Here is a 21,855-nt window from a genome sequence, read left to right as displayed (position 1 = left end):
GTGCGTCGCGCTGACGACAGGGCGGTCCGCGGGCGCCTGGGCGTTCCTAGGATCGGCGGGAGTGGCCGCGTTCGGCCGCATCGGCAGGGGCCACGCTGGGGAGAGGGCGACGTTGGCACAGGACTGCGTGGGTTCCGCCGCAGTGCTGCCCCACCCCGCGCTGCCCCACCCCGTGCCGCTTCGCCCGGTTGCGCGTCCCGCGGCTGAGGACCCGGCCCAGGAGCCGGGCGAGCCGGGGGTGTTCGTCGGCCGCCGGGAGGAGTTGGCGCTGCTGGCCCGGCTCGCGGCGCGGGCGGCGGCGGGGCGGCGCCAGGTCGTCGTCGTCTCCGGCGAAGCGGGAATCGGCAAGACGTACCTGTGCGAACGGGCCGCCGAGCAGGCCGAGCAGGCCGAGCAGGCCGGTCTACGGGTCGAGTGGGGACGCTGCTGGCCCTACGGCGGCGCGCCGCCCCTGTGGCCCTGGCCTGGGGTGCTGGCGGCGTTGAGCGGCACGCCGGGCGGCCATCCGCTGGCCGAGGGGCTCGGCGGCGAGTCGGCCGCGCCCGAGCGGTTCACCCGCTTCCAGGCAGTCGCCGATCTGGTGACGCGGCGGCTGGCCGGCCGGCCCACCATGATCGTGCTTGACGATGTACATGCCGCCGAGGCCGACGCCCTGCTGCTGACCCGTTTCCTCGCCCGGGCGCTGGACCGGGTTCCGCTGCTGCTGGTCCTTACGCGCCGTCCCGACGACCAGGGCGACCCGGCGCTGGCCCAGCTCGCCGCCGACGTGGAGCGGGAGGCGACGGTGCTCGCCCTGCGCCGGTTCACCCTTCCCGACGCGCAGGACTATCTCGCCGCGCACGGCCTGCAGGACCTGCCGGCCACCGACGCTCATCCGGTCGGCTCCCTCGGCCCGATCGGCGACGACGACCCGATCAGGGATGGGTACCGTCCGGGACAGGACCTGGCCCGGACGGTGCTCGCCATCACCGGCGGCAATCCGCTGTTCGTCAGCCGGGTCGTCGCCCACGGCTCCCCGCAGGCGGGCCGGGCCGGCGTGGAGCAGGCGGTGGCCGACAGCATCGGCCGGCTCGGCGCGGACACTCGCCGAACGCTGGCCCTGGCCGCCGTGCTCGGCCGGACCGTGGCCGTCCACGACATCGCCGCGCTGGCCGATCGGCCCGTCCCTGCCGTCCTCGACGCTCTCGCCGACGCGCGACGGATCGGGCTCGTCGAGTCGGCGGGCACCGACCGCTTCCGGTTCGGGCACGACGTCATCCTCGGCGCCGCCGCCGCGACGCTGCGGCCACGGGAGCGTCTGGACGCCCATGCCGCCGCCGCCGCGCTGCTCGGCGGGTCGAACCGGGCGGACCGGCTGGCGCTGCGCGCCCATCACGCGTTGCAGGCGGCCGCCCGCTCCGTCGAGGATGCTCAGCGCGCCGTGGCCGCCTGCCGGGCGGCGGCCCGCTCCATGCGCCGCGGCTTCGACTACCAGCAGGCCGCGGCGCTGCTCGACGCCGCCGTCACCGTGTCCGATCCGTGGCCGGCCATGGCGGTACCGGCCGCGCTGCTGGTCGAGCGGGCCGAGGCGATCCTCGCCTGCGGCCGGCTGTCCGCCGCCCGCGACGCCTTCGCCCGCGCCGCCGAGGCTCTCGATGGAGCCGACGACCCGATCCTGCTGGCCCGTGCGGCGCTGGGCCTGGGCGGCGTCTGGCTCAACGAGCATCGCGATCCCATCAACCGTCGACGCGTGCTGGCCCTGCAACGCAGCGCCCTCGACGCCCTGTCCGCAGTCGTCCCCGCAGCCGGCGAGGCGACGGAGGGCGAGGCGACGGCGGAGGGCAAGGCGACGGGCTCGGGGACGGCGAGTGTCCCGACTCTGCGGCAGGTGGTGTCACTGCGGGGGCGGCTGGCGGTCCGACTCGCCGCCGAGTCGGTCTACGACGGCGCGACGCCCGCGCGAGCGCTGGCGGAGCTCGCGGCGATCCGGGCGACGGGCGACGCCGCGGCCCTGGCGGAGGCGCTGTCGCTGACCCATCACGCGATGCTCGGACCCGAGCACAACCCGGTGAAGCTGGCCCTCGCGCAGGAGCTGCTCACGGTCGCCGCGAGCAGCGGAGACGGCATGCTGGCGCTGCTCGGACTGCTGTGGCGGACGGTGGACCTGTTCCACCTCGGCGAGCCGCGGGCCGAGCGGTCGCTCGCCGAGCTGCGGGCGCGGGCCGACGCCCTGGCCTGCCAGAGCGTCCTGTACATCGTCGCGGCGATGGACGTCATGCGGCTGGTGCGCGCGGGCCGGCTGGCGCAGGCGGAGGCCGCGGCCGGCGCCTGCCTGCAGCTCGGCCTGGCCGTCGGGGACGCGGACGCCGAGGCGTTCTACGGCGCCCAGCTCGCCAGCATCCGCTGGGTGCAGGGTCGCGACGGGGAACTGCTCGACCTCGCGGCCGAGGCGGCTGCCTCCACGACGCTGGCCGCGGGCGACTTCGCCTTCGCCGCCGGCGCCGCGATGATGGCGGCCCGCGCCGGCCGGCTCGACGAGGCCCGCGCCGCGCTGCACCGGCTCGTCGCCGCCGACGGTGGGCTGGCCGCCCTGCCCACGTCAAGCAGTTGGCTGACCGGGATGGTCGCCGTCACCGAGGCCGCCTGCCTGCTCGGCGAGCGGGCGATCGCGGAGCAGGTCCGTGGGCTCGTGGAACCGTTCGCCGACCTGCCGGTCATGCCGTCGCTCGCCGTCACCTGCTTCGGCTCCGCCGAGCGGGCGCTGGGCCTGGTCGCCCTGGCGCTCGGCGACGCCGACGGGGCCGTGCGCCACCACGAACGCGCCGTGGCCGCGAACCGGCGCTTCGGCAACCGTCCGGGCACCGCCCTGTCCCGCGTCGACCTCGCCGCCGCCCTGACCGCCCGAGCCGGCTCCGGGGACCGGGCACGGGCGCGGACGCTTCTGGCCGCCGCCCACGCGGAGGCGGTGGCGATGGACCTGCCGGTCCGCGCCGCCCAGTGGGCCGCCCCGCTGCAGATGGCCGCCGCCTCCGCCGCCGACACCGACGACACCGACGCAGACGCAGACGACACCGACGCAGACGCAGACGCCGTCGCCGCCGCCTCCGCCGACACCGAGCCCGCCGACGCCGAGACGACCGCCGGGTTCTCGGCCCTGCCTGCCGAGACAGAGGCCACCGGTCGCACGGGAACGCTGACGCGCCAGGACGACGGGTGGACGCTGGCCGCCGACGGCCGACGGCTGTTCCTGGGGGACCTGCAGGGGCTGCGCCATCTCGCGGTGCTGTTGGAACGCCCCGGCGAGGGGGTGACGGCCCTGGCCCTCTGCGGCGCCGCCCCGTTCGACGCCGGCCACCACGAGGTGATCGACCGGCAGGCCCTGGACGCCTACCGGCGGCGGCTGCGCGAGCTCGACGAGGAACGCGACGACGCCGAGGCCGACGGCGACACCGACCGGGCCCGCAAACTCCAGGCCGACTGGGACGCCCTGACCGACCACCTGCGCACCGTCGCCGGCCTCGGCGGGCGCAGCCGGGCGTTCCACACCTCGGCCGAACGCGCCCGCACCGCCGTGCGCAAAACGGTCAGGCGCGCCCTGGACGCGATCACCGCCGCCGATCCCGACCTCGGCGCCGAACTGCAGGCCACCATCACCACCGGCCTGACCTGCCGCTACATCCCCGCGACCACCAACCCCCGCCGCTGGACCGTCCGCCGCTGACCGACACCGATTCGCACCCTGCCACGACCATGCCGAGGATCCCGGCCGCAGTCTGCGAGCGGTTCGTCGGACGACAGAGCGCAGGGGGAATACGCCCGTTCAGCGCACCTGCTCGGTGGGGCGGATGAGCATCTCGTTGACGGCGACGCGGCGGGGGCGGGTCACGATGTAGGCGATCGCGTCGGCGATGTCCTCCGCCTGAAGGTTCTCGACGTCGGCGAACACGCGCGTCGCCGTCTCGCGGATCTCCTCGCGCAGGTGGTCGGCGAGCTCGGTCACGGTCGCGCCGGGCTCGACCACCGACACTCGCACGTGCCGCTCGGTGACCTCCTGGCGCAGCGACTCGGTGAAGGCGTTCACGCCGAACTTGGTGAGGTTGTAGACGCCGGAGTTCGGCGTCGCCCGCCGGCCCGCCACGGAGCTGATGTTGACCAGGTCCGCCACGTTGCGGGGGCCGGAGTCGGCGGCGGTGAGCAGGTGGGGCAGCGCGGCGTGCGCGACGTACAACAGTCCCTGCAGGTTGAGCGCGACCATCCGGTCCCACTCCACGGTGGGGGCGTCGACGATCGGGCCCAGCAGCATGACCCCGGCGTTGTTCACGACGGTGTCCAGCCGGCCGAGTTCGACGACGGTCCGCTCGACCGCGTCGATCGCCTGCCGCTGGTCGGTGATGTCGGCACCGAGGACGAGCGCCTTCCCGCCCTCGCCCTGGATCTCGGCGGCGAGCTGCTCCAGCCGGTCCTTGCGGCGCGCGACGAGCGCGACCGCCGCACCCCGGCGGGCCAGCTCCCGACCGGTCGCGGCTCCGATGCCGCTGCTCGCCCCGGTCACGAGTGCGACGGTGCCGGTCAATCGATCAGCCATCATGTTCTCCTACGCCTGCCGGACGGCACGAATTCATGCTCGGCGAGGACGCTATTGCTTCGAGCGCACGCCAGGTCAACGCGTACAGAGACGCTGTGCGCCGAAAAGAGCCATGCGCACGTCACGTCATTGCGGGCGGCGGGCCTCGATGAGGAAGCGGGTGGTGCGGGCGGTGAACGGGCCGGTCGTGCGGATCCGCTCGTGCAGTTCACCGAGGCGCTCGCGGTACCGCTCGACGGTGAACCCGGGAACGATCCAGATCACCTTGCGCAGAAAATAGATGACGGCGCCGACGTCGCGGAACTCGGTGTGCAGCGACTCCATCCGCAGGTCGACGACCTCCAGTCCGGCGGCGCGGGCGGCGGCGCGCGCGCCGTCGGGATGGCGCCGGCCACGCACGGCGGCCGGCTGGGGCCCGAGGAAGTACTCGGACAGCTCGCCGACGCTGGCCGGGCCGACCTGCTGGGACAGGTAACCGCCGCCGGGACGCAGCACCCGGGCGATCTCCGGCCAGCAGGTCGCCACCGGGTGCCGGCTGACGACGAGGTCGAACGTCGCGTCGGCGAACGGCAGGGTGTGATCACTGTCCGCGGCGACGAGATGGACGCCGCGGGGGCGCAGCAGCGCCGCCGCCCGCGCGATGTTCGGCGGCCAGGACTCGACGGCGACCGTGCGCCGCGCCAGGTGCGCGACCCCGGCGAGCACCTCACCGCCGCCGGTCTGCACGTCGAGGGCCACGTCGGCGCGGGCCATCCGCTCGCCCATCAGGCGGGCATATCCCCACGACGGCCGCTGCTCGCTGGCCCGGCCGTCCAGCCAGGAGAAGTCCCATCCGTCGACGGACGCGGCCGCGGCCTCGTCGACCAGCTCCTCGAATCCGCGCGGCATCGCCCGATCGTGGCAGACCGGTCGACCGCTGACGACCGGGTTTCCGCCGGTCACCGGTCACGCCATGCAGCGGCCCACAACCACGACCCGGCCACGACCCGGCCACGACCACGGCCGGACCGGACCGGACCGGACCCACGAACCGGCGGTTCCGCGGTTCCGCGGAACCGCGGAACCGCGGAACCGGTGGCCGGTGGCCGGTGGCCGGTGGCCGGTGGCCGGTGGCCGGTGGCGCGGTCAGTCGCGGCGAAGTGCGGCGATCACCGGGGCGAACGCCTCCAGCGCCGGCTGCAGGACGGTGAAGTAGGTGATGCCGAACCGTTCCCGCAGGCCGCGTACCTGGTCGGCGATCTGCTCGACGGTGCCGGCCAGCAGCGCCGGGACCGTGGGGATCTCCTCGGCGCTCAGGTACGGCAGCCGGGGCGCCCAGGCCGCCAGTGCCGCCTCCCGGTCGTCGGTGACGGTGACATCCTGGAGGAGCAGGTTGCGCTCCACCTCGCCGGTCCGGTCGCCGGCGACCTTGTCGAAGAACGCGATCCGCTCGGCGAACGCGGCGCCGGACAGCAGCCGCAGGTTCGTCGGGTTCGCCGGGTCGACGGTGGCGGCGGTGAACGCGGCGATGTCCGCCCGGCGCGCCGCCAGGGTGAGCATCCGGTTGCCGTTGCAGCCGACGACCAGCGGCACCGGCCGCTGCACCGGCTGCGGCGCGCTGGCGGGGTCGCCCAGCGCGCCGTACACCGCGTCGATGACCCGCTCGAGGGTCTCGACGCGGTCCCGCGCGGTACCGAACGGGATGCCGGCGGCGGCGAACTCCTCGGCGACGTAACCCGTGCCGACGCCGAGCTCCAGGCGCCCCGCCGTCAGCACGTCGGTGGTCGCGACCTCCCGGGCCAGCAGCACCGGATTGTGGAAGGCCGCGTTGAGGACGAAGGTGCCAAGCCGCAGGCCGGTGGCGGCCCCGGCCGCGACCAGCGCGGGGAAGGGCGCGGGCAGCCCGAGGTGGTCGGGGACGAGCAGCACGTCGTAGCCCAGTTCCTCGGCCCGGCGGGCAGCCGTCGACCACTCCCCCGGCGCCGAGACCGCGAACATGTTCACCCCGAACCGGAACGGCCGCACGGTCGACTTCCCCTCTGGCGCGCCTGCCGTCGTCGCGCCGGTTCCCGGGGCTCCCGTCCGCGCATCCACACCGATCGGCAGCGTCACGATGACCCTACTGCGCCGACGGCCGCGACCTGATCGTCGTCTGCCGCGGGCCGACAGGGACATCCATCGCATCGCCGGCCGAACCGACATACAGCGGTCGGGCTCGGTGTTGTATACCGGCGTGACCGCGACCCGAGCCGCCCGGCTTCGACCATGGGCACGACGGCTGCGCGTCGCCGTCGCCGTCGCCTCCACCCCAGTCGTCCTCGCCGAGGCGCTGAGCTGGGTGGCGTCGCGCCAGCGGCGCGGCGATGGACGGGCCCACCCGGCGGGGCGGGGCGCTCAGGCTGTCATCGTCCTCGGTTTCCCGTCGACCCGCGCGGGCACGCTGCATCCACTCCAACGCTGGCGCACGGAGATCGGCGTGCGCTCCCTCGCCCCGGACGCGGACAGCCTGCTGATCTTCACCGGCGGCGGGCCGCCTGGCGCGGTGACCGAGGCACAGGCCATGGCCGGGTACGCACGGGACACACTCGGCGTGCCCGCGGCGAAGATCCGGCTGGAGACCGCGGCCCGCACCACCTGGGAGAACATCACGTTCGCGGTGCCGTTCGCCGAGTCGGCGCCGACGCTCACGATCGCCTCGGATCCGCTGCACGCGGCGCGCGGGCGGCGGTACCTGCACCGGCTACGGCCCGACCTTGCCGACCGGCTCGTGCCCGCCGACGACTACCAGGTACTCGACCACTGGTGGCTCAAGCTGCCCATCGCCGGCTACGAGATCGCCCGGGCGGCGCTGCGCGCGGCCCAGCGGCACGCACCGGCCACGCCGCCCAAGGCCCGTCGCCCTCGGGGTTCGTAGAGTCGCGCCTATGGCGCCACCGGAGGACTCCGTCCGGGCCGACACGTGGATCTGGTGCGTGCGGCTGGTCAAGACGCGCTCGCAGGCGACGGAGGCCTGTCGCGCCGGGCACGTCCGGCTCAACGACGAGCGGATCAAACCCGCGCACCTGGTCCGTGCGGGCGATGAGATCCGGCTCCGGCTCGCCGGGCGGGAACGGATCGTCGTCATCACCAAGGTGCTGCGCAAGCGGGTCGGGGCGCCGGTCGCGGCCGAGTGCTTCGTCGACCACAGCCCCCCGGTGCCGCGCGATCCGACCCCGGCGGTGGCCGTGCGCGACCGGGGCGCGGGCCGGCCGACCAAGCGCGACCGCCGGGTGCTGGAACGGCTGCGCGACCAGCCCCGCCCGCCGGGACCGCCATGACCGCCCGGGATGGCCTGACCGCCCGGCGGTCCCGGCCGCTCGACGGTCCGGCCGCCCGGCGGTCCCTGCCGCTCGACGGCCCCGGACGGTCAGGGGCGGCCCCGGGCGCGACGGGACGAATCATCTCCCGGCGGGCGGACCGGCCCGGTCCGGCCGGTCAGCTCAGGCCGACCGCGCCGCGCACAAGCCGCTGGATGGCCCGGACAAGGCGGTCGTCGCTCAGCCGGTAGTCATGCCGGAACGCCCTGTCGAACGCGTGCATGGACGTGAAGAACAGCACCGCGGTCGCCTCCACGTCCTCGACGTGGTACGCGCCGGCGGCGACGCCGGCGGTGAGCAGAGCGGCGATCGCCTCGACGAGGCGGTGATGGGCGGCGGTGTGGCCCAACTCCTGCGCGGCGGGACCCTCCCGGGTGTCCGCGTGGGCGCCGGGCAGATGCTGGAACAGCACGTCGTGCAGCCCCTCTTCGGCCCGGAAATGCTCGCAGCAGACCAGAACTGCGGCGTCGAGCTTGCCCGGCCAGTCCGACCGCTCGGCCGCCGCGGTCGTGACGTGCGCGGCGAACTCGATGGCGAACTTCTCCTGTAGCGCGAAGACCAGCCCGTCCTTGGACGGGAAGTACTGGTAGAACAGGCCCTTGGAGACTCCGGCCCGCCGGGTGATGTCGCGGCCAGGCAAGGCACCGGTCGCAGAACCACCAACCACAGAACCACCCCGGCCGCAGAACCACCGACCCAGGCGACTCATCTATGACTTCCCCGTTACCCGGGCATACGGGAACTACTGATCTCACCTTCGCCGACCCCACCGTCGCGGCCCTGCCACCGCCGCACCCGGTCCGGTCACCTCGGGCCGGCGCGAAACGTCAGACCATCACCGCCCGCCGCCACGGGCCCTCCGGCCTGTTCCGTTGTCCGGACGCGGCGTGCGGCAACCGATGTTCCAGGCCTCAGGGAGAACAATGGATCGGAAGTGGTGGACGCTGCTGGTCGTCTGCGGCGCCACGTTCATGCTGCTGCTCGACGTGACGATCGTGATCGTCGCGCTGCCCGAGATCCAGAGTGGTCTGGACGCCGGCTTCGCCGACGTCCAGTGGGTCATCGACGCATACGCGCTGACCCTGGCCGCGCTGCTGCTGACGGCCGGCTCGCTCGCCGATCTCTACGGTCGCCGCCTGCTGTTCACCATCGGGTTCACGGTCTTCACGGCGGGGTCGCTGCTGTGCGGGCTCTCCCAGTCGGCGATCATGTTGATCATCTCGCGGGGCGTGCAGGGCGTGGGCGGCGCCGTGCTGTTCGCGACGTCGCTGGCGCTGCTCGCCCACAGCTTCCGCGGTCGCGACCGGGGGATCGCCTTCGGGGTGTGGGGCGCGGTCACCGGCATCGCCACGTCGCTGGGACCCATCCTCGGCGGCCTGATCACCAGCGGGATCAGTTGGCGGGGCATCTTCCTGGTCAACGTGCCGATCGGGATCGTCGCCGTCGCCCTGACGGTGTGGAAGGTCGAGGAGTCCCGGCCGCCGGCGGCGCACCGCCCCGACTGGCCCGGTTTCGCGGTGCTCACCGCGGGGCTGGTCGGTGTGGTCTACGGCCTGATTCGGGCGGGCGAGACGGCCTGGTCGGACACCGGTGTCGTGGTCAGCCTGGGCCTGGGCATCGCGTTCCTCGTGGCGTTCGTCGTCGTGGAGACCAGGGTCGCGAACCCGATGTTCGACCTGTCGCTGCTGCGCACCCCGACGTTCCTCGGCGGGTCGCTGGCCGCGGTCGCGATGAACGGCTCGCTGTTCGCGATGTTCGTCTACCTGGTCCTCTACCTGCAGAACGACCTGGGGTACTCCGCGCTCGGGTCGGGCGTGCGGCTGCTGATCGTGAGCGCGGGCAGCTTCGTCGCCGCGACCGCGGCCGGGCGGCTGAGCAGCGTGGTGCCGGCGCGGTGGCTCATCGGCCCCGGTCTGGCGCTGGTCGGCGTCGGCCTGCTGCTCATGTCCGGCCTGGACGCGGGCAGTTCGTGGACGCACCTGATCCCGGGCTTCGTCCTGGCGGGCATCGGCAGCGGAATGGTGAATCCGCCGCTGGCCTCGACGGCCGTCGGGGTGGTGCCGCCGGCGCGTTCCGGCATGGCGTCGGGCGCGAACACCACGTTCCGCCAGATCGGCATGGCGATCAGCATCGCGGCCCTCGGCTCGATCTTCGCGGCCCGGTTGGAAAGCGGCATCAACGGTGCCCTGCGGGGGGTCCCGGCGCTGCGCGGGCAGGGTGGGCAGATCGCCGACACGCTGCGCCGCGGCGACGCCGACCAGCTCTTCGCCGCCACGCCCCCGAGCGCCCGCGGCCCGCTGGCCGGCGCGGTCAAGGCCGGTTTCGCGGGTGCGATCAACGACCTGCTCCTCGTCACCGGCGTCGTCGCGCTCGTGGGCGCGGTCTGCGCGCTCGCCCTCATCCGCCGCAAGGACTTCGTCGCCCAGGGCCAGGCTGACCCCGCTCCGTCCGGCCCCGCTCCGACCGGCCCCACCCCGACCGGCCCCACCCCGACCGAGGCCACCTCGACCGAGGCCACCTCGACCGAGGCCACTCCGACCGGTGACGCTCCGACCGGTGCCACCTCGGCCGGCGGCGGGCCGGAGGATTCCCGGGCGCCCTCGGCCGTCGGCTCCGAGCCGCGACCGGGCGGCTGATCGTTCCGGGGTTGCCCGGCGCCCGGCCGGACGACGGCCCGCTCAGCGGATGGGGTCGGGGATGACCGCGACCGGGCAGCGCGCATGGTGCACGCACTGGTGCGCGACCGAGCCCAGCAGCAGGCCGGCGAAGCCGCCGTGACCACGGGCGCCGAGGACGAGCAGCCGGGCGTCGGCGGCCGCGGCGAGCAGGCTCTGCGCCGGCCCGCCCAGCGCCAGCCGGGTGTCGAGGGTGACGTCCGCCAACTCCCTGTCCGCCAGCCTCTCGTTGGTCAGATCCCTGGTGGCCGGTCCGCTGGCGGCTGGTTCCCTGGCGGCCGGTCCCCGGGTGGCAGATTCCCTGGTGGCCAGTCCCCCGGCGGGCAATCCCCTCGTGACACAGTCGTCGAGGACGGCGTGAGCGGCCTGTTCGAGCGCCGCCCGGTCGCGGGCGGCGCGGTGACCGAGGGGCAGCAGCGGGGTGGGCTGCCAGGCGTGCACGACCCGCAGCGGTGCCGCGTGCAGCGCCGCCTGCCCGGCGGCCCAGCGCAACGCGGCCAGCGACGCCGCCGACCCGTCCACGCCGACGAGCACGGGCCGGTCGCCGTCGCCGTCGTCGTCCTCGGCGGTCTGGCTGTCCGCCCGGACGACGACGACTGGCCGCGTCGCCTGGTGCAGGCAGGCCGCGGAGACCGACCCGACCAGGTACCGGCGCAGCCGGCTGGTCCCCCGGTAGCCGACGACGATCACGTCTGCGCCCGCGCCGGCCGACAGCAGCGCCTCGACGGCGTCGGCGTAGACGGCCCGCTCGGTGACGGGCACCGGCCGGCGCGGGTCCTGGGTTCGCTGGACGCACTCCCGCAACAGCGCCAGGGCGGTTCCCTCGATCGTGTGGGGGCCCGGCGCGTAGGCGCGGTCGAGTACCTCGCGCGGGCAGTCGTCCGGCGTCCAGGCCAGGATCGCCTCGAGGCGGTCGCGGCGCAGCCACGCCTCCCGGGCGGCCCAGCGCAGCGCCGCGTCGGCGTCCCTGGATCCGTCCACTCCCACCACGATGCAGCCCGACACCACAAGCTCCAGATCCCCGGTTGCCGGCTCCCCAGTCTCCTTTCCAGGGTGCCCGCCGCGGCCCGGGCCGGCGAGTGCGCGGTGGCCCTCGCGGGCGATCCGAACGGCCCGCCGCCGGCGGTGCGTTCGGCCGTCGTCTCCTCCCCGTTCGGGGGATACCGTGCGGCCGCGGGGCCACCTCGACTGGCCCGATCGGGGCAGGCAGTCCACTCCCCCGCCCCGTCGGGCGGGGCGGCGGCCCGTCCGGGGCATGGTCCGACGACCCGGCCGGTGGCGCCGGCGTCCGCAACGGACGCCCTGGCAGCGAGGGGTGGCCGGCCGCCCGGGCCGGTCTGCGGCCGCCACGGCGCGGATCTCGCGGTAGGAAGTGCTCCACGATGTACGCCTAAGGTCCCTGGGCACCGGGGTGGGGCGGGGCCGAACATGGCAGGTGACGTGAGGACCCGCCGCAGGTCGACCCGGGGCGCGCTGAGGCCGACCGCGCAGCGGCGAAACGGCGAAGGGCGCGGCGGGCCGGGATGGCTGACCCGGTGCTCCGGCCGCCGGTCCGGCCCGGACTCCGGTCAGTCGACATGGTGGACAGGAGACTGCCCGATGAGGGTGCGCGAAGTGAGGACGACGCGGATGCACGCCGTCGAGGCCACGGGACGAACCGCGCAAGCCGAACAGGCCGGGCGTGCCGGGCGTGCCGGGCGTGCCGGGCGGACGCGAACCCCCGCGGAACCGTCCGCACCAACTCCGCGATGACGTGGCGCCCACCACGGACGGATGGCCCCCGTCGGGACCGGCGGCCCATCCTCGCCGGGAACGTCTCGGCCGCGATCCGGATATCGGCCGCCACTCGACGCGGATCGGTTATCGTCCTGGAAGCATGGAGTCCGAACGGGACCTCGCGCCAGCCGGTGCAGGGACCTCCGGGGCGGCCTACGGGCAGGCTTCCCCGTCAGGGTCGTCGGGAGATCTGATCTTCCCCGCTGTCGCTCGGCTCGAACTGGACGAGCTTCTCTCCCAACTGGTGGAGCGGGCCCAGGATGTGCTGGCCACCCAGGGCCGGCTGCGCGGCTTGCTGCGGGCCAACCGGATGGTCACCGCCGACCTCAGCCTCGACGTGGTGCTGCGACGCATCGTCGAGTCCGCCTGCGAGCTGGTCGACGCCCGCTACGGCGCGCTCGGTGTCATCGCCCGCGACGGTCACCTCGAACAGTTCATCCACGTCGGGATGGACCCGGGCCGCGTCGAGGCGATCGGCCGGACCCCCCGCGGGGACGGGGTGCTCGGCCTGCTCATCGCCGAGCCGGGGCCGGTGCGCCTCGACGACATCGCCGACCATCCCCGGGCCGTCGGCTTCCCCGCCGGGCACCCGCCGATGCGGGCGTTCCTCGGCGTGCCGATCAGGGTCCGCAACGAGGTCTTCGGCAACCTCTACCTGACCGAGAAGCGCGGCGGGCGGATCTTCACGGCCGAGGACGAGGAGCTCGTGCTGGCGCTCGCCGCCAACGCCGGCGTGGCGATCGACAACGCCCGCCTGTTCGGCGAGGCCCAGCACCGTCAGCAGTGGTCGCAGGCGTCGGCGGACATCACCCGGCACCTGCTCGCCGACGGCGACGACCCGTTGGAGCTGATCGTCCAGCGGGCCCGCGACGTCGCCCGGGCGGACACGACGGCGCTGGCCCTGTGCGACCCGACCGCGCGGGAGCTGTCCTTCGACGTCGCCGAGGGCGACGACGCCGACCTGCTGCGCGGCCAGCGGGTGCCGCTGGAGACGTCGCTGGCCGGGCGGGCGGTGCACGACCGGGCCCCGCTCGTCGTCGCCGATGTGCGCACGCTCGGCGGCTCCGAGATCGACAAGCTCGACGTCGGCCCGATCATGATCGTGCCGCTGATCGCCTCGCAGGTCACCTCCGGGGCGCTGATCCTCGGCCGGCGCCGCGGCGGCGTGCTGTTCAGCGACGAGGACCTCGAACTCGCCGCCGCCTTCGCCGCCCACGTCGCGCTCGCCCTGGAGCTGGCTCGCTCGCGGGCGGCGCGGGGCCGGCTGTCGCTGCTGGAGGACCGCGACCGGATCGCCCGCGACCTGCACGACCACGTGATGCAGCGTCTGTTCGCGGTGGCGATGGGCCTGCAGGGCCTGGCCGCCAGCGAGGAGCGGGCGGCGCGCGCGGAGCGGATGAGCACCTATGTCGAGGACCTCGACGAGACCGTGCGGGAGATCCGCCAGACGATCTTCGAGCTGCGCGGCCGGGCCACCCCGGCCACGGGCAGCGGGCTGCGGGCGCAGATCCTCGGGATCATCGACGACATGGCCGGGGCGTTCGGCTTCACCCCGCGGCTGCACCTCGACGGCCCCGTCGACACGGCGATCGACGCCGCCGTCGGCGACCACCTCATCGCCGTGGTGCGCGAGACCCTGTCGAACGCCGCCCGCCACGCCCACGCCCGCGCCGTCGAGGTGACGGTGGCCGTCGCGGACGGCCGGGTGAGCGTGGACGTGGTGGACGACGGGGTCGGCATGGGACCGACGACGCGGCGCAGCGGTCTGGCGAACCTGCGCGGCCGGGCCGAGAGCCTGGGCGGAACCTTCACCGTGGAACCCGGCCCCGCCGGCGGCACCCGGGTGCGCTGGTCGGCACCCACCGGCTGAGCCGGCGCGCCCGCCTCCGGGCTGGGGTGCCGTCCCAGGTCGCCCGCCGGAACGCCGCCGCCCCGCCCCTCCCCCTCGGGCGGAGCGGGGAAGGGACGGGGCGCGGCGAGATCGGCTGCGGGGTCGGGTGTCAGGCGCTGCCGCTGCCCGCCGCCGCGCCGGAGACGGCGGCCGCATCGGACTCGACCTCTTCGTCTGCGAACTCGTTGTCACGGGACTCGACTGGACGAGAACCATGGTCCCGGGGTGGGCCGTCGGTCTCGGTGACCCCGCTGGTGGTGACGCCGCTGGTGGTGACGTGGTGCGGGCGGGTACCGGCGGCGGCCTCGGCCTGCTCGGCCTGGCGGGCCGCCATCGCCGCGCCCTGCGCGGCCAGCATCATCGAGACCGGCTTGCCGCGCTCGGCCCGCAGCCGGTTGCGGCGGTTGAAGTACGGCCGGCCGATCGCGGTGAGCACGATGCCGACCGCCGCGTAGACGCCGATGACCGTCGCGCCCCGGCCGATCCCCGGCCCGGCGTCGTAGACGATGCCGCGCAGCACGTCGAGGACACCGGTGCCGAACACGTACGGGTGCAGCCACTTGAAGGGCTCCGGCACGAACGCGGCCGGGAACGCTCCGCCCGACGCCGGGATGTTGAGGAACACGAACAGGATGAGCGCCGCGCCGGTGACGAATCGGCCGATGAAGTACGACAGGCCGTTGACCACCAGGCCGACCGAGATCGTCGTCAGCCAGCCGAGCAGCCACAGCGACAGGAAGTGGCCGTGCACGGCGCCCACCACCGGACCGGCGAACAGCGTGCCGAGCAGCGAGAACACGAAGCCGGATCCGACGATCAGGCCGAGACGGACGTGGTGTTTGAGCGTCTGGCCCATCATCCCGATGAACATGCCGACCATGTAGCCGGCGATGGTCCAGACCAGTGCGATGTAGAAGCCCGAGGTGCCATAGGAGTCGTGCTTGGGCAGCGGGGCGAGGTCGTCGACGGTGAGGGTGGTGCCTTCGGCCGCCGCCACCGGGGCGAACGTCTGCTGGACCACCTCGGCGAGCTGGAACTGGGCACCGCTGGCGATGAGCAGCCGGGCCGGCTGGTTGGCCGCGCCGGGGGTGAAGGCCGCCGCCAGGTCGCCGTCGTGCACATCGCCGCGGGCGGCGTCGACCGAGCCCGCCACCGACACCGACAGCATGCCGTTGCTGGTGCCCTCCAGCCGCTCGGCGAGGGTCGCCGCCGCCGGGCCCGTCCCGACCACCGCGACCTTGATGTCCTTCGGCGTCGGCTGGTGGAAGGCGTTGATGTAGCACAGGCAGAAGGCGATGACGAAGACCAGCGGCAGCCAGAGCTGCAGGCCGATCATCTGGACCGGCGGCGAGAGCCGGGAGTACTGCCGCCGGAAGCGCATCCACGGGCCGAGCCCGGACGAGGGCGACCCGCTGGACGCCAGTGTCTCCGCAGTCATAGATCACTTTCCCGCGCGTGAAGACCGATGAGGGTTGGAGGTCCAGCAGGCCGGCCGCTGTGCCCGGGATGACGCCGGGGGCTCGGTTCGCTGGCAAGGTTCGACCGAAGGTCGCAGTGGAACTTTAGCCCAAAGATGAGACTCAGTCCAACATGTGAGTCGAGATACCAGATCTGGTATCCTCGTCCCGTGGTGAAGAACCCCGCAGCAACCCCCGCCGACGCCGCAACCCCCGCGCGGGGCACCGATCTGCGCAGCAGGACGAGGCGGGCGTTGCAGGCGGAGATCACGGCCGTCGCCTTCGACCTGTTCGACCGGCAGGGCTTCGAAGCCACGACGATCAACCAGATCGCCGCCGAGGCCGGCCTGTCGCGCAGCAGCTTCTTCCGCTACTTCGCCACCAAGGAGGACGTCGTCCTGCTCGGGGTGGAGGAACGCGGCCTGGTCCTGCGCGACGCGCTCGCCGGCCGCCCCGCGGACGAGACGCCGTGGCAGGCGCTGCGCCAGGCGCTCAACGCGATCATCGGGTTCAACGCCGAGAACCCCGAACGGGCCCTGCGGCTGTCCCGGATGATGGTCGACACCCCGTCACTGCAGGGCCGCCAGTTGCAGCGCCAGAACAGTTGGCAGCGGCTGCTCGCCCCCGAGCTCGCCCGGCGCCTCGCCATCGCGCCGACGGAGACGGCCGACCCGCGCCCACGCGCGCTGGCCTCGGCCGCGCTCGGTTGCTACGACGCCGCCCTGACGGTCTGGCGCGACTCCGACGGGACGGCAGATCTCGCCGCCCTGCTCGACCGGGCGATGTCCGTCCTGACCGACTGAGTCCGTTCCGACCGGCTAAGCCCGTTCCGACCGGCTAAGCCCGCTCCGACCGGCCGAGTCCGTCCCGACCGGCTGGCTGCGGCGGGCGGTCAGGGATGCGTGGGCACGCCGTCGACGGACACCGTCACGCGCTCGTCGTAGAAGCAGACCAGGCCGGCGATCCGGGCGCTCTCCGGCAGCGGGGTGCGGTAGGTCCACACGACGTCGTCGTGCCGCCGGCCGTCGACCTCCACCGAGAAGTACTCGGCGTTGCCCTTGTACGGGCAGTGCGTGCGGGTGTCCGAGGGGCGCAGCAGCTCCTGGCGGACGTCGACCAGGGGCAGGTAGTAGCGCGGCACCAGGCCGGTCTCGAACAGGATGACCGGGCGGTGGGAGTCGGCGACGACCACCCCGTCGATCTCGACCCGGACGTGCCGGGAGCTGGGCAGCGCGTCGATGCGGGTGTAGGGGCTGCGCGGGTGGACGTAGACGGGCTCGTCCTCCTCCAGCCAGCGGTCCATCGCCTCCCAGTCGAGGCGGACCAGGTCGCGCAGACCCTCCAGCGGGGACTGCGGGTACGCCCAGGCCGCCGCCAGGGCGGTATGCCCCTCGACGACCACGTCGTAGTAGACGGCCTCGCCGCGGCTCGGGGAGTGCTCCGCGCGGGCGGTAGGGACCAGCTCGGCGACCACGTCGGCCCGCGGCAGGTAGTAGGCCGGATAGTGCGGGTTCTCCCAGACCAGCGCCGGGCTGGTGGTGTCGACGACCAGCCGCCCGGCGAGGTAGGCGCGGACCCGCTTGCGCCCCTGCTCCAGCCGGACCCGGCCCCGCGCCTGCTGCGTCGTCATCGGATCGTCTCCCGTCGCCTCGGCGTGCTCGCGCCGGCCCCTGGCGGGCCCACCCACCGCCGTGGCGCGGGGCGTCATCAGGCGCTGTCAGGGAGAAACCAGCGGCGGACCGGGAGCCTTCCCGTGCCCCGGCCGGCGTGGGCCACGGCGCGCCGGGGCGGCACCGACGGAGGCGCCGGCGTTCGCGGGGAGGCCCACCCGGGCGGGCTGATCCGCCGCGGGGGTCGTGGCCCGTGCGGGTGGGGCGAACTCGGCGGCCAGCAGGGCGACGTCGTCCCCCAGCGTCGCCTCGGTCCAGCGCCGCAGGGCCGCGACGAGGTCGGTCAGACCCGCGTCGAGCCGACGCGCCGGCCCGAGGGTGAGTCGGGCGGCGGGCAGCACCGGGAAGAACTCCCGGGTCCGTGGGTGGCGGGCCTCGGCCAGGCCGTCGGTGTAGAAGAGGATCCGGTCGCCCGCGACGAGGTGGCTGCGCACGACGGTGGTGCCGGTCGCGCCCAGGCCGAGCGGGGTGCGCCGGCCGGTGGCGTCGAGCAGGCGGGGCGCGCCGCGGCGCAGCAGCACCGGGTCGGGATGGCCCCCGTTGACCATCTCCAGGCGGGCGCCATCGATCTGCGCGAACACGGCGGTGACGAAGTCCTCCGGCCCGCCCGAGCGGACCACCTCGGCGTCGAGGGCGGCCACGATCTCGCGGTCACCCGCGGCCCGGTCAGCGCCGCGGCGAGCAGCGGGCTGATCACCAGACTGCGCGCCTGCGCCGCGGCGAGCACGCCCGAACAATGGCGAGGTTGCGCCAAGTGACACGTCGACGGACGAAAATCCGCAATGGTCATCGGCCCCCGGATGCGCGAGTCTGGCGGGACGGTAGCCGGCGTGGCGCCGGGCTGTCTGCGTCACCGCACGTCGGGGCCCAGCTACTTCCGCCCGAGCGATCAGCGCCTCGACCGTCCCCCGGAGGGCACCACCATGCAGATCACCGCCGCCGTCGCGCACGCCAGTGGCGGCCCGCTGGGGATCGAGACGATGGAGCTGGACGACCCCCGCCCGGACGAGATCCTGGTCCGGCTGGACGCGACCGGGTTGTGCCACACCGACCTCGCGATCCTGGACCAGGTGCCGCTGCGATGGCCGGCCGTGCTGGGCCATGAGGGGGCCGGCATCGTGGTGCGGGTAGGGGCGTCCGTACGGGCTCTGGCGCCCGGCGACCACGTCGTTCTGGTCGCCGCCTCCTGCGGGGACTGCGCGAGCTGCCGAGGCGGCCAGCCGTCCTACTGCCTGTGCTACCAGACCCTCAACATGGGCGGCGGGCGTCGACCGGACGGATCCTGGACCCATCGCCAGCACGGCCGGCCCGCCTTCGGCAGCTTCTTCGGCCAGTCCTCGTTCGCGACGTACGCGCTGGCCACTGAGCGCAACGCGGTCCGCGTTGACGCCGACCTTCCCCTTCAGCTGATGGCCACGCTCGGCTGCGGGGTCCTCACCGGAGCGGGCGCGGTCCTGAACACGCTGCGGGTCCGGCCGGCGTCGAGCGTGGCGGTGTTCGGGGCCGGGGCCGTGGGGCTGGCGGCCGTCATGGCGGCGCGCATCGCGGGCTGCGCGTCGATCACGGCCGTCGACACCCGGCCGCAGCGGCTGCGCCTGGCCGCCGAGCTCGGCGCGGACCGGACCATCGACGCCGGCGACACCGACGCCGTCGCCGTCCTCGAGAAGTCCGGCGGTGTGGACTACGCCGTCGAGGCCGCCGGCCACGTCGCCGTCATGCAGCAGGCCGTCACCGCGCTGGCCCCGGGCGGTGAGGCGGCGCTCGTCGGCGTGACCCTCGGCCAGTCGGTCCGCCTCGATCCGACCCTGCTGCAAAGCCGCGGGCTGACGGTCCGTGGCACGCTGGCGGCCGGCCGGGGGTCGCCCGCGGACCTCGTCGGGCGGCTCGCCGGCCATTGGCGCGAGGGCCGGCTGCCGATCGAACGGCTCGTGACGGTCTTCGACTTCGCCGATATCGGCACCGTCGTCGAGCGGGCGCGGGCGGGCAGCGTCCTCAAGGCGGTGCTGCGCATGCCGCACCTCGAGTGACAGTCCCTCGCACCGGTTCCGGAGCAGAGAGCCCCCGATGAGGAGAGCCATGACCACTGAGACCGAGAAGAAGCGTGACATCACCGACCTCACCGACCTCACCGGGATTTTCGAGGCGCAGCGCCGGCATCGCTGGGTCACGAAGACGTCGACCGTCGAGATGCGCACCGGGCATCTCACTCGCCTGCGGGCGGCGATCACCGGTCATCTCGACGAGATCCGGGCCGCGCTGCACGCCGACCTGCTGCGCCCCCCGCGCCCCCGGGTCCCGACCGAGGTGGCGGCGGTGCTCGCCGACATCGACGACGCCGTCGCCCACCTCGCCGAGTGGACGGCGCCGACCCCGCTGACCCCGCCGCCGTACTTCGGCGCCGGGGCCGAGGAGTTCGTGCAGTACGAGGCCCGCGGGGTCTGCCTGCTGTTCGCGCCGTGGAACTTCCCGTTCGGCCTGCTGTTCCAGCCGCTGGTTCCGATCATCGCCGCCGGGAACACCGCCATCGTCAAGCCGAACGAGCTCGCCCCGGCCACCTCCGCCATCAGCGCGCGGATCATCCGGGAGGTCTTCTCCCCGGAGCACGTCGCCGTGTTCACCGGCGGGGTCGAGCTGGCGAACACGCTGCTGGAACTGCCCGTCGACCACGTCTTCTTCACCGGCAGCCCCGCGGTCGGGCGGGTGGTCATGGCCGGCGCGGCCCGCCATCTCGCCTCGGTCACCCTCGAACTCGGCGGTAAGTGCCCGGCGATCGTCGACGGGACCACCGACCTCGCGACGGCCGCCGCCCAGATCGCGCAGGCCAAGCACAGCAACGCCGGGCAGATCTGCCTGTCGCCGGACCACCTGTGGGTCCGGCCGGAGGTCCGCGACGAGTTCCTCCGCCACTACCAGGCGTGGGTCGACCAGAACCTCTACCGCGAGGGGAGCCTTGTGCCCGAGGCCCTCGGTCGGATCGTCGACCGGCGCAACCTGGACCGGTTGACCGGCTACCTCGACGACGCGGTCGCCCGCGGCGCGACGCTGGTCGGCGGCGGGACGCCGGATCCCGCCGGGACGGTCCTGCCGCCCGCGGTCCTGCTCGACGTGACCCCCGACATGAAGATCATGACCGAGGAGATCTTCGGGCCGATCCTGCCCGTGCTGACCTTCACCGACCCGGCGCAGGTCGTCGAGCATGTCCGCGCGGGTGGCAAGCCGCTGGCGATGTACGTCTACAGCGGCGACCGGGCCCTGGTCGACGCGGTGCTGGGAGGCACGTCGTCCGGCGGGGTCACCGTCAACGGCTGGGCGCTGCACTTCGTCGACAGCCAGCTCCCCTTCGGCGGTGTCGGCAGCAGCGGGATGGGCCGCTACCACGGCGTGCACGGCTTCCGGGAGCTGTCCCACGCCCGATCGGTGTTCGTCGCCGCCAGCGAGCCCCCACCGCCGGCGGCCGGCATGACGGCATGACGGCATCCCGCCGCTCAACGATCCCGCCGACCCCGTCGGCGGGCGGGATCGACCTGGTATCGACCCTCCCGACATTTCGTCATCCGGTGTCAACTTCGACGTAGGGTGACATCCACACTGTGCAAGCAGGACGTCAGGAGCGACCATGCGAGTCCTGGTCACCGGATCCCGAGGGAAGATCGGTTCACGCGTCGTCGCGCGCCTGGGCACCGACGGCCACCAGGTCACCGGGACCGACATCGTCGCCGCCCACTACGGGCCGCCGTTCGACCCCTACCTGCGCGCCGACCTCACCGACTACGGGCAGGCCATCGCCGTCGTCCTGCGCACCCGCCCCGACGTCGTCATCCACACCGCCGGCATCCCCGAACCCTCGCACGACCCCGGGCACGTCATCTTCACGACCAACACCCAGTCCACGTACCACGTCGCCGAGGCGGTCGCCCGGACCGGCGTGCGACGCCTGATCTACACCTCCAGCGAGACCGCCCCCGGCTTCGTCACCGCCGAACGGCCGTTCCTGCCCGACTACCTGCCCGTCGACGAGGACCACCCGCTGCGTCCCCAGGACGCCTACGGCCTGTCCAAGGCCCTCGGGGAGAACATCTGCGACGCGCTCGTGCGCCGCAGCGACGCCACCGCCGTCTCCGTGCGCCCCAGCCTCGTGCTGACCCCCGACGCCTACGAGACCGTCCATGCCGGCGTCGCCGCGAACGCGCGCCGGGGTGCGTTCAACCAGTGGTCCTACGTCGACGCCGACGACCTCGCCGACCTGATCGCCCTGGCCGCGACCGCCGACACCCCCGGCCACGAGGTCGTCTACGCCGCCCAACCCGACAACATCGCCGGCCGCCCGCTCGCCGAGCTCGCCGCCGAGGTGTTCGGCCCGGACGCCCCACCGCTGCGGGAGCTGGACCGTCCCGACTCCGGCGGCATCTCCATCACGAAGGCCCGCGCCCTGTTCGGCTGGAAGCCCGAGCGTTCCTGGCGCGACCACGTCAGCGACGGCGGCTGAG

17 protein-coding genes are annotated in these 21,855 nt (G+C 74.2%); 9 read left to right on the top strand and 8 right to left on the bottom strand.

The window, feature by feature from the left end:
- Nucleotides 1-112 precede the first annotated feature (112 nt).
- Nucleotides 113-3,700 carry an AAA family ATPase gene (locus tag AC5R91_RS29430; RefSeq protein WP_495394550.1) on the top strand — a complete coding sequence of 1,196 codons (3,588 nt, stop codon included), beginning with the start codon at nucleotides 113-115 and terminating at the stop codon, nucleotides 3,698-3,700.
- A gap of 99 nt (nucleotides 3,701-3,799) precedes the next feature.
- Here the strand turns inward: AC5R91_RS29430 and AC5R91_RS29425 are convergent, their stop codons facing one another.
- The 3 genes from AC5R91_RS29425 to AC5R91_RS29415 all read right to left on the bottom strand — a co-directional run bounded on the left by AC5R91_RS29425 (nucleotide 3,800) and on the right by AC5R91_RS29415 (nucleotide 6,655).
- The gene (locus AC5R91_RS29425; protein ID WP_495394549.1) at nucleotides 3,800-4,564 is read right to left on the bottom strand and encodes an SDR family oxidoreductase; all 765 of its coding nucleotides are present in this window, start codon (nucleotides 4,562-4,564) and stop codon (nucleotides 3,800-3,802) included.
- 126 nt (nucleotides 4,565-4,690) lie between these two features.
- Nucleotides 4,691-5,452, bottom strand: a complete 762-nt coding sequence (locus AC5R91_RS29420) for a class I SAM-dependent methyltransferase (RefSeq protein WP_495394548.1) — start codon at nucleotides 5,450-5,452, stop codon at nucleotides 4,691-4,693.
- Nucleotides 5,453-5,689: 237 nt separating this feature from the next.
- Entirely contained in the window at nucleotides 5,690-6,655 is a 966-nt protein-coding gene (locus AC5R91_RS29415) for a TIGR03621 family F420-dependent LLM class oxidoreductase (RefSeq protein WP_495394547.1), read from the bottom strand.
- 121 nt (nucleotides 6,656-6,776) lie between these two features.
- Between AC5R91_RS29415 and AC5R91_RS29410 the strand changes: the two genes are divergently transcribed.
- Together AC5R91_RS29410 and AC5R91_RS29405 are read left to right on the top strand one after the other, a co-directional pair.
- On the top strand, nucleotides 6,777-7,457 hold the full coding sequence (locus AC5R91_RS29410) for a YdcF family protein (protein ID WP_495394546.1): 681 nt from the start codon (nucleotides 6,777-6,779) through the stop codon (nucleotides 7,455-7,457).
- 10 nt (nucleotides 7,458-7,467) lie between these two features.
- Nucleotides 7,468-7,860, top strand: coding sequence for an RNA-binding S4 domain-containing protein (locus AC5R91_RS29405; protein ID WP_495394545.1), 393 nt, complete (start codon nucleotides 7,468-7,470; stop codon nucleotides 7,858-7,860).
- Nucleotides 7,861-8,017: 157 nt separating this feature from the next.
- On the opposite strand, the gene AC5R91_RS29400 is transcribed toward AC5R91_RS29405, so the two are convergent.
- Nucleotides 8,018-8,566 (bottom strand): TetR/AcrR family transcriptional regulator, encoded by a 549-nt coding sequence (locus tag AC5R91_RS29400; protein WP_495394544.1) that lies wholly within the window; start codon nucleotides 8,564-8,566, stop codon nucleotides 8,018-8,020.
- A 256-nt stretch (nucleotides 8,567-8,822) separates the two neighbouring features.
- Between AC5R91_RS29400 and AC5R91_RS29395 the strand changes: the two genes are divergently transcribed.
- Complete coding sequence (locus tag AC5R91_RS29395) at nucleotides 8,823-10,535, top strand: MFS transporter (RefSeq protein ID WP_495394543.1); 1,713 nt, start codon at nucleotides 8,823-8,825, stop codon at nucleotides 10,533-10,535.
- Between the two features lie 42 nt (nucleotides 10,536-10,577).
- On the opposite strand, the gene AC5R91_RS29390 is transcribed toward AC5R91_RS29395, so the two are convergent.
- Nucleotides 10,578-11,555, bottom strand: coding sequence for a universal stress protein (locus AC5R91_RS29390; RefSeq protein WP_495394542.1), 978 nt, complete (start codon nucleotides 11,553-11,555; stop codon nucleotides 10,578-10,580).
- 895 nt (nucleotides 11,556-12,450) lie between these two features.
- Here AC5R91_RS29390 and AC5R91_RS29385 point away from each other — a divergent pair.
- The gene (locus AC5R91_RS29385; RefSeq protein ID WP_495394541.1) at nucleotides 12,451-14,220 is read left to right on the top strand and encodes a sensor histidine kinase; all 1,770 of its coding nucleotides are present in this window, start codon (nucleotides 12,451-12,453) and stop codon (nucleotides 14,218-14,220) included.
- Nucleotides 14,221-14,350: 130 nt separating this feature from the next.
- Here the strand turns inward: AC5R91_RS29385 and AC5R91_RS29380 are convergent, their stop codons facing one another.
- Nucleotides 14,351-15,679 (bottom strand): ABC transporter permease, encoded by a 1,329-nt coding sequence (locus tag AC5R91_RS29380; RefSeq protein ID WP_495394540.1) that lies wholly within the window; start codon nucleotides 15,677-15,679, stop codon nucleotides 14,351-14,353.
- Nucleotides 15,680-15,871: 192 nt separating this feature from the next.
- Here AC5R91_RS29380 and AC5R91_RS29375 point away from each other — a divergent pair, with 192 nt between their 5' ends.
- The gene (locus AC5R91_RS29375) at nucleotides 15,872-16,501 is read left to right on the top strand and encodes a TetR/AcrR family transcriptional regulator (protein WP_495394539.1); all 630 of its coding nucleotides are present in this window, start codon (nucleotides 15,872-15,874) and stop codon (nucleotides 16,499-16,501) included.
- Nucleotides 16,502-16,590: 89 nt separating this feature from the next.
- Here AC5R91_RS29375 and AC5R91_RS29370 read toward each other — a convergent pair whose 3' ends face one another.
- Nucleotides 16,591-17,328: a DUF427 domain-containing protein gene (locus AC5R91_RS29370; RefSeq protein WP_495394538.1), complete on the bottom strand. Its 738-nt coding sequence runs from the start codon at nucleotides 17,326-17,328 to the stop codon at nucleotides 16,591-16,593.
- Between the two features lie 87 nt (nucleotides 17,329-17,415).
- Entirely contained in the window at nucleotides 17,416-18,009 is a 594-nt protein-coding gene (locus AC5R91_RS29365) for a PP2C family protein-serine/threonine phosphatase (protein ID WP_495394537.1), read from the bottom strand.
- A 189-nt stretch (nucleotides 18,010-18,198) separates the two neighbouring features.
- Here AC5R91_RS29365 and AC5R91_RS29360 point away from each other — a divergent pair, with 189 nt between their 5' ends.
- From AC5R91_RS29360 to AC5R91_RS29350, 3 genes are all read left to right on the top strand, one after another.
- The gene (locus tag AC5R91_RS29360) at nucleotides 18,199-19,395 is read left to right on the top strand and encodes an NAD(P)-dependent alcohol dehydrogenase (protein ID WP_495394536.1); all 1,197 of its coding nucleotides are present in this window, start codon (nucleotides 18,199-18,201) and stop codon (nucleotides 19,393-19,395) included.
- A 49-nt stretch (nucleotides 19,396-19,444) separates the two neighbouring features.
- Nucleotides 19,445-20,839, top strand: a complete 1,395-nt coding sequence (locus tag AC5R91_RS29355; protein ID WP_495394535.1) for an aldehyde dehydrogenase family protein — start codon at nucleotides 19,445-19,447, stop codon at nucleotides 20,837-20,839.
- Nucleotides 20,840-20,984: 145 nt separating this feature from the next.
- Complete coding sequence (locus AC5R91_RS29350; RefSeq protein WP_495394534.1) at nucleotides 20,985-21,854, top strand: NAD-dependent epimerase/dehydratase family protein; 870 nt, start codon at nucleotides 20,985-20,987, stop codon at nucleotides 21,852-21,854.
- Nucleotide 21,855 lies beyond the last annotated feature (1 nt).

The organism is Frankia sp. BMG5.60 (genome assembly GCF_059428125.1).
The sequence above is the reverse complement of the archived record's forward strand: the minus strand, read 5'-3'. Positions and strand labels throughout refer to the sequence as shown.

Coding starts and splice junctions, on each gene's coding strand:
- AC5R91_RS29425 (WP_495394549.1), bottom strand. CDS start 4,564: ATGGCTGATCGATTGACCGGCACCGTCGCACTCGTGACCGGGGCGAGC.
- AC5R91_RS29370 (WP_495394538.1), bottom strand. CDS start 17,328: ATGACGACGCAGCAGGCGCGGGGCCGGGTCCGGCTGGAGCAGGGGCGC.
- AC5R91_RS29420 (WP_495394548.1), bottom strand. CDS start 5,452: ATGCCGCGCGGATTCGAGGAGCTGGTCGACGAGGCCGCGGCCGCGTCC.
- AC5R91_RS29355 (WP_495394535.1), top strand. CDS start 19,445: ATGACCACTGAGACCGAGAAGAAGCGTGACATCACCGACCTCACCGAC.
- AC5R91_RS29380 (WP_495394540.1), bottom strand. CDS start 15,679: ATGACTGCGGAGACACTGGCGTCCAGCGGGTCGCCCTCGTCCGGGCTC.
- AC5R91_RS29395 (WP_495394543.1), top strand. CDS start 8,823: ATGGATCGGAAGTGGTGGACGCTGCTGGTCGTCTGCGGCGCCACGTTC.
- AC5R91_RS29405 (WP_495394545.1), top strand. CDS start 7,468: ATGGCGCCACCGGAGGACTCCGTCCGGGCCGACACGTGGATCTGGTGC.
- AC5R91_RS29350 (WP_495394534.1), top strand. CDS start 20,985: ATGCGAGTCCTGGTCACCGGATCCCGAGGGAAGATCGGTTCACGCGTC.
- AC5R91_RS29385 (WP_495394541.1), top strand. CDS start 12,451: ATGGAGTCCGAACGGGACCTCGCGCCAGCCGGTGCAGGGACCTCCGGG.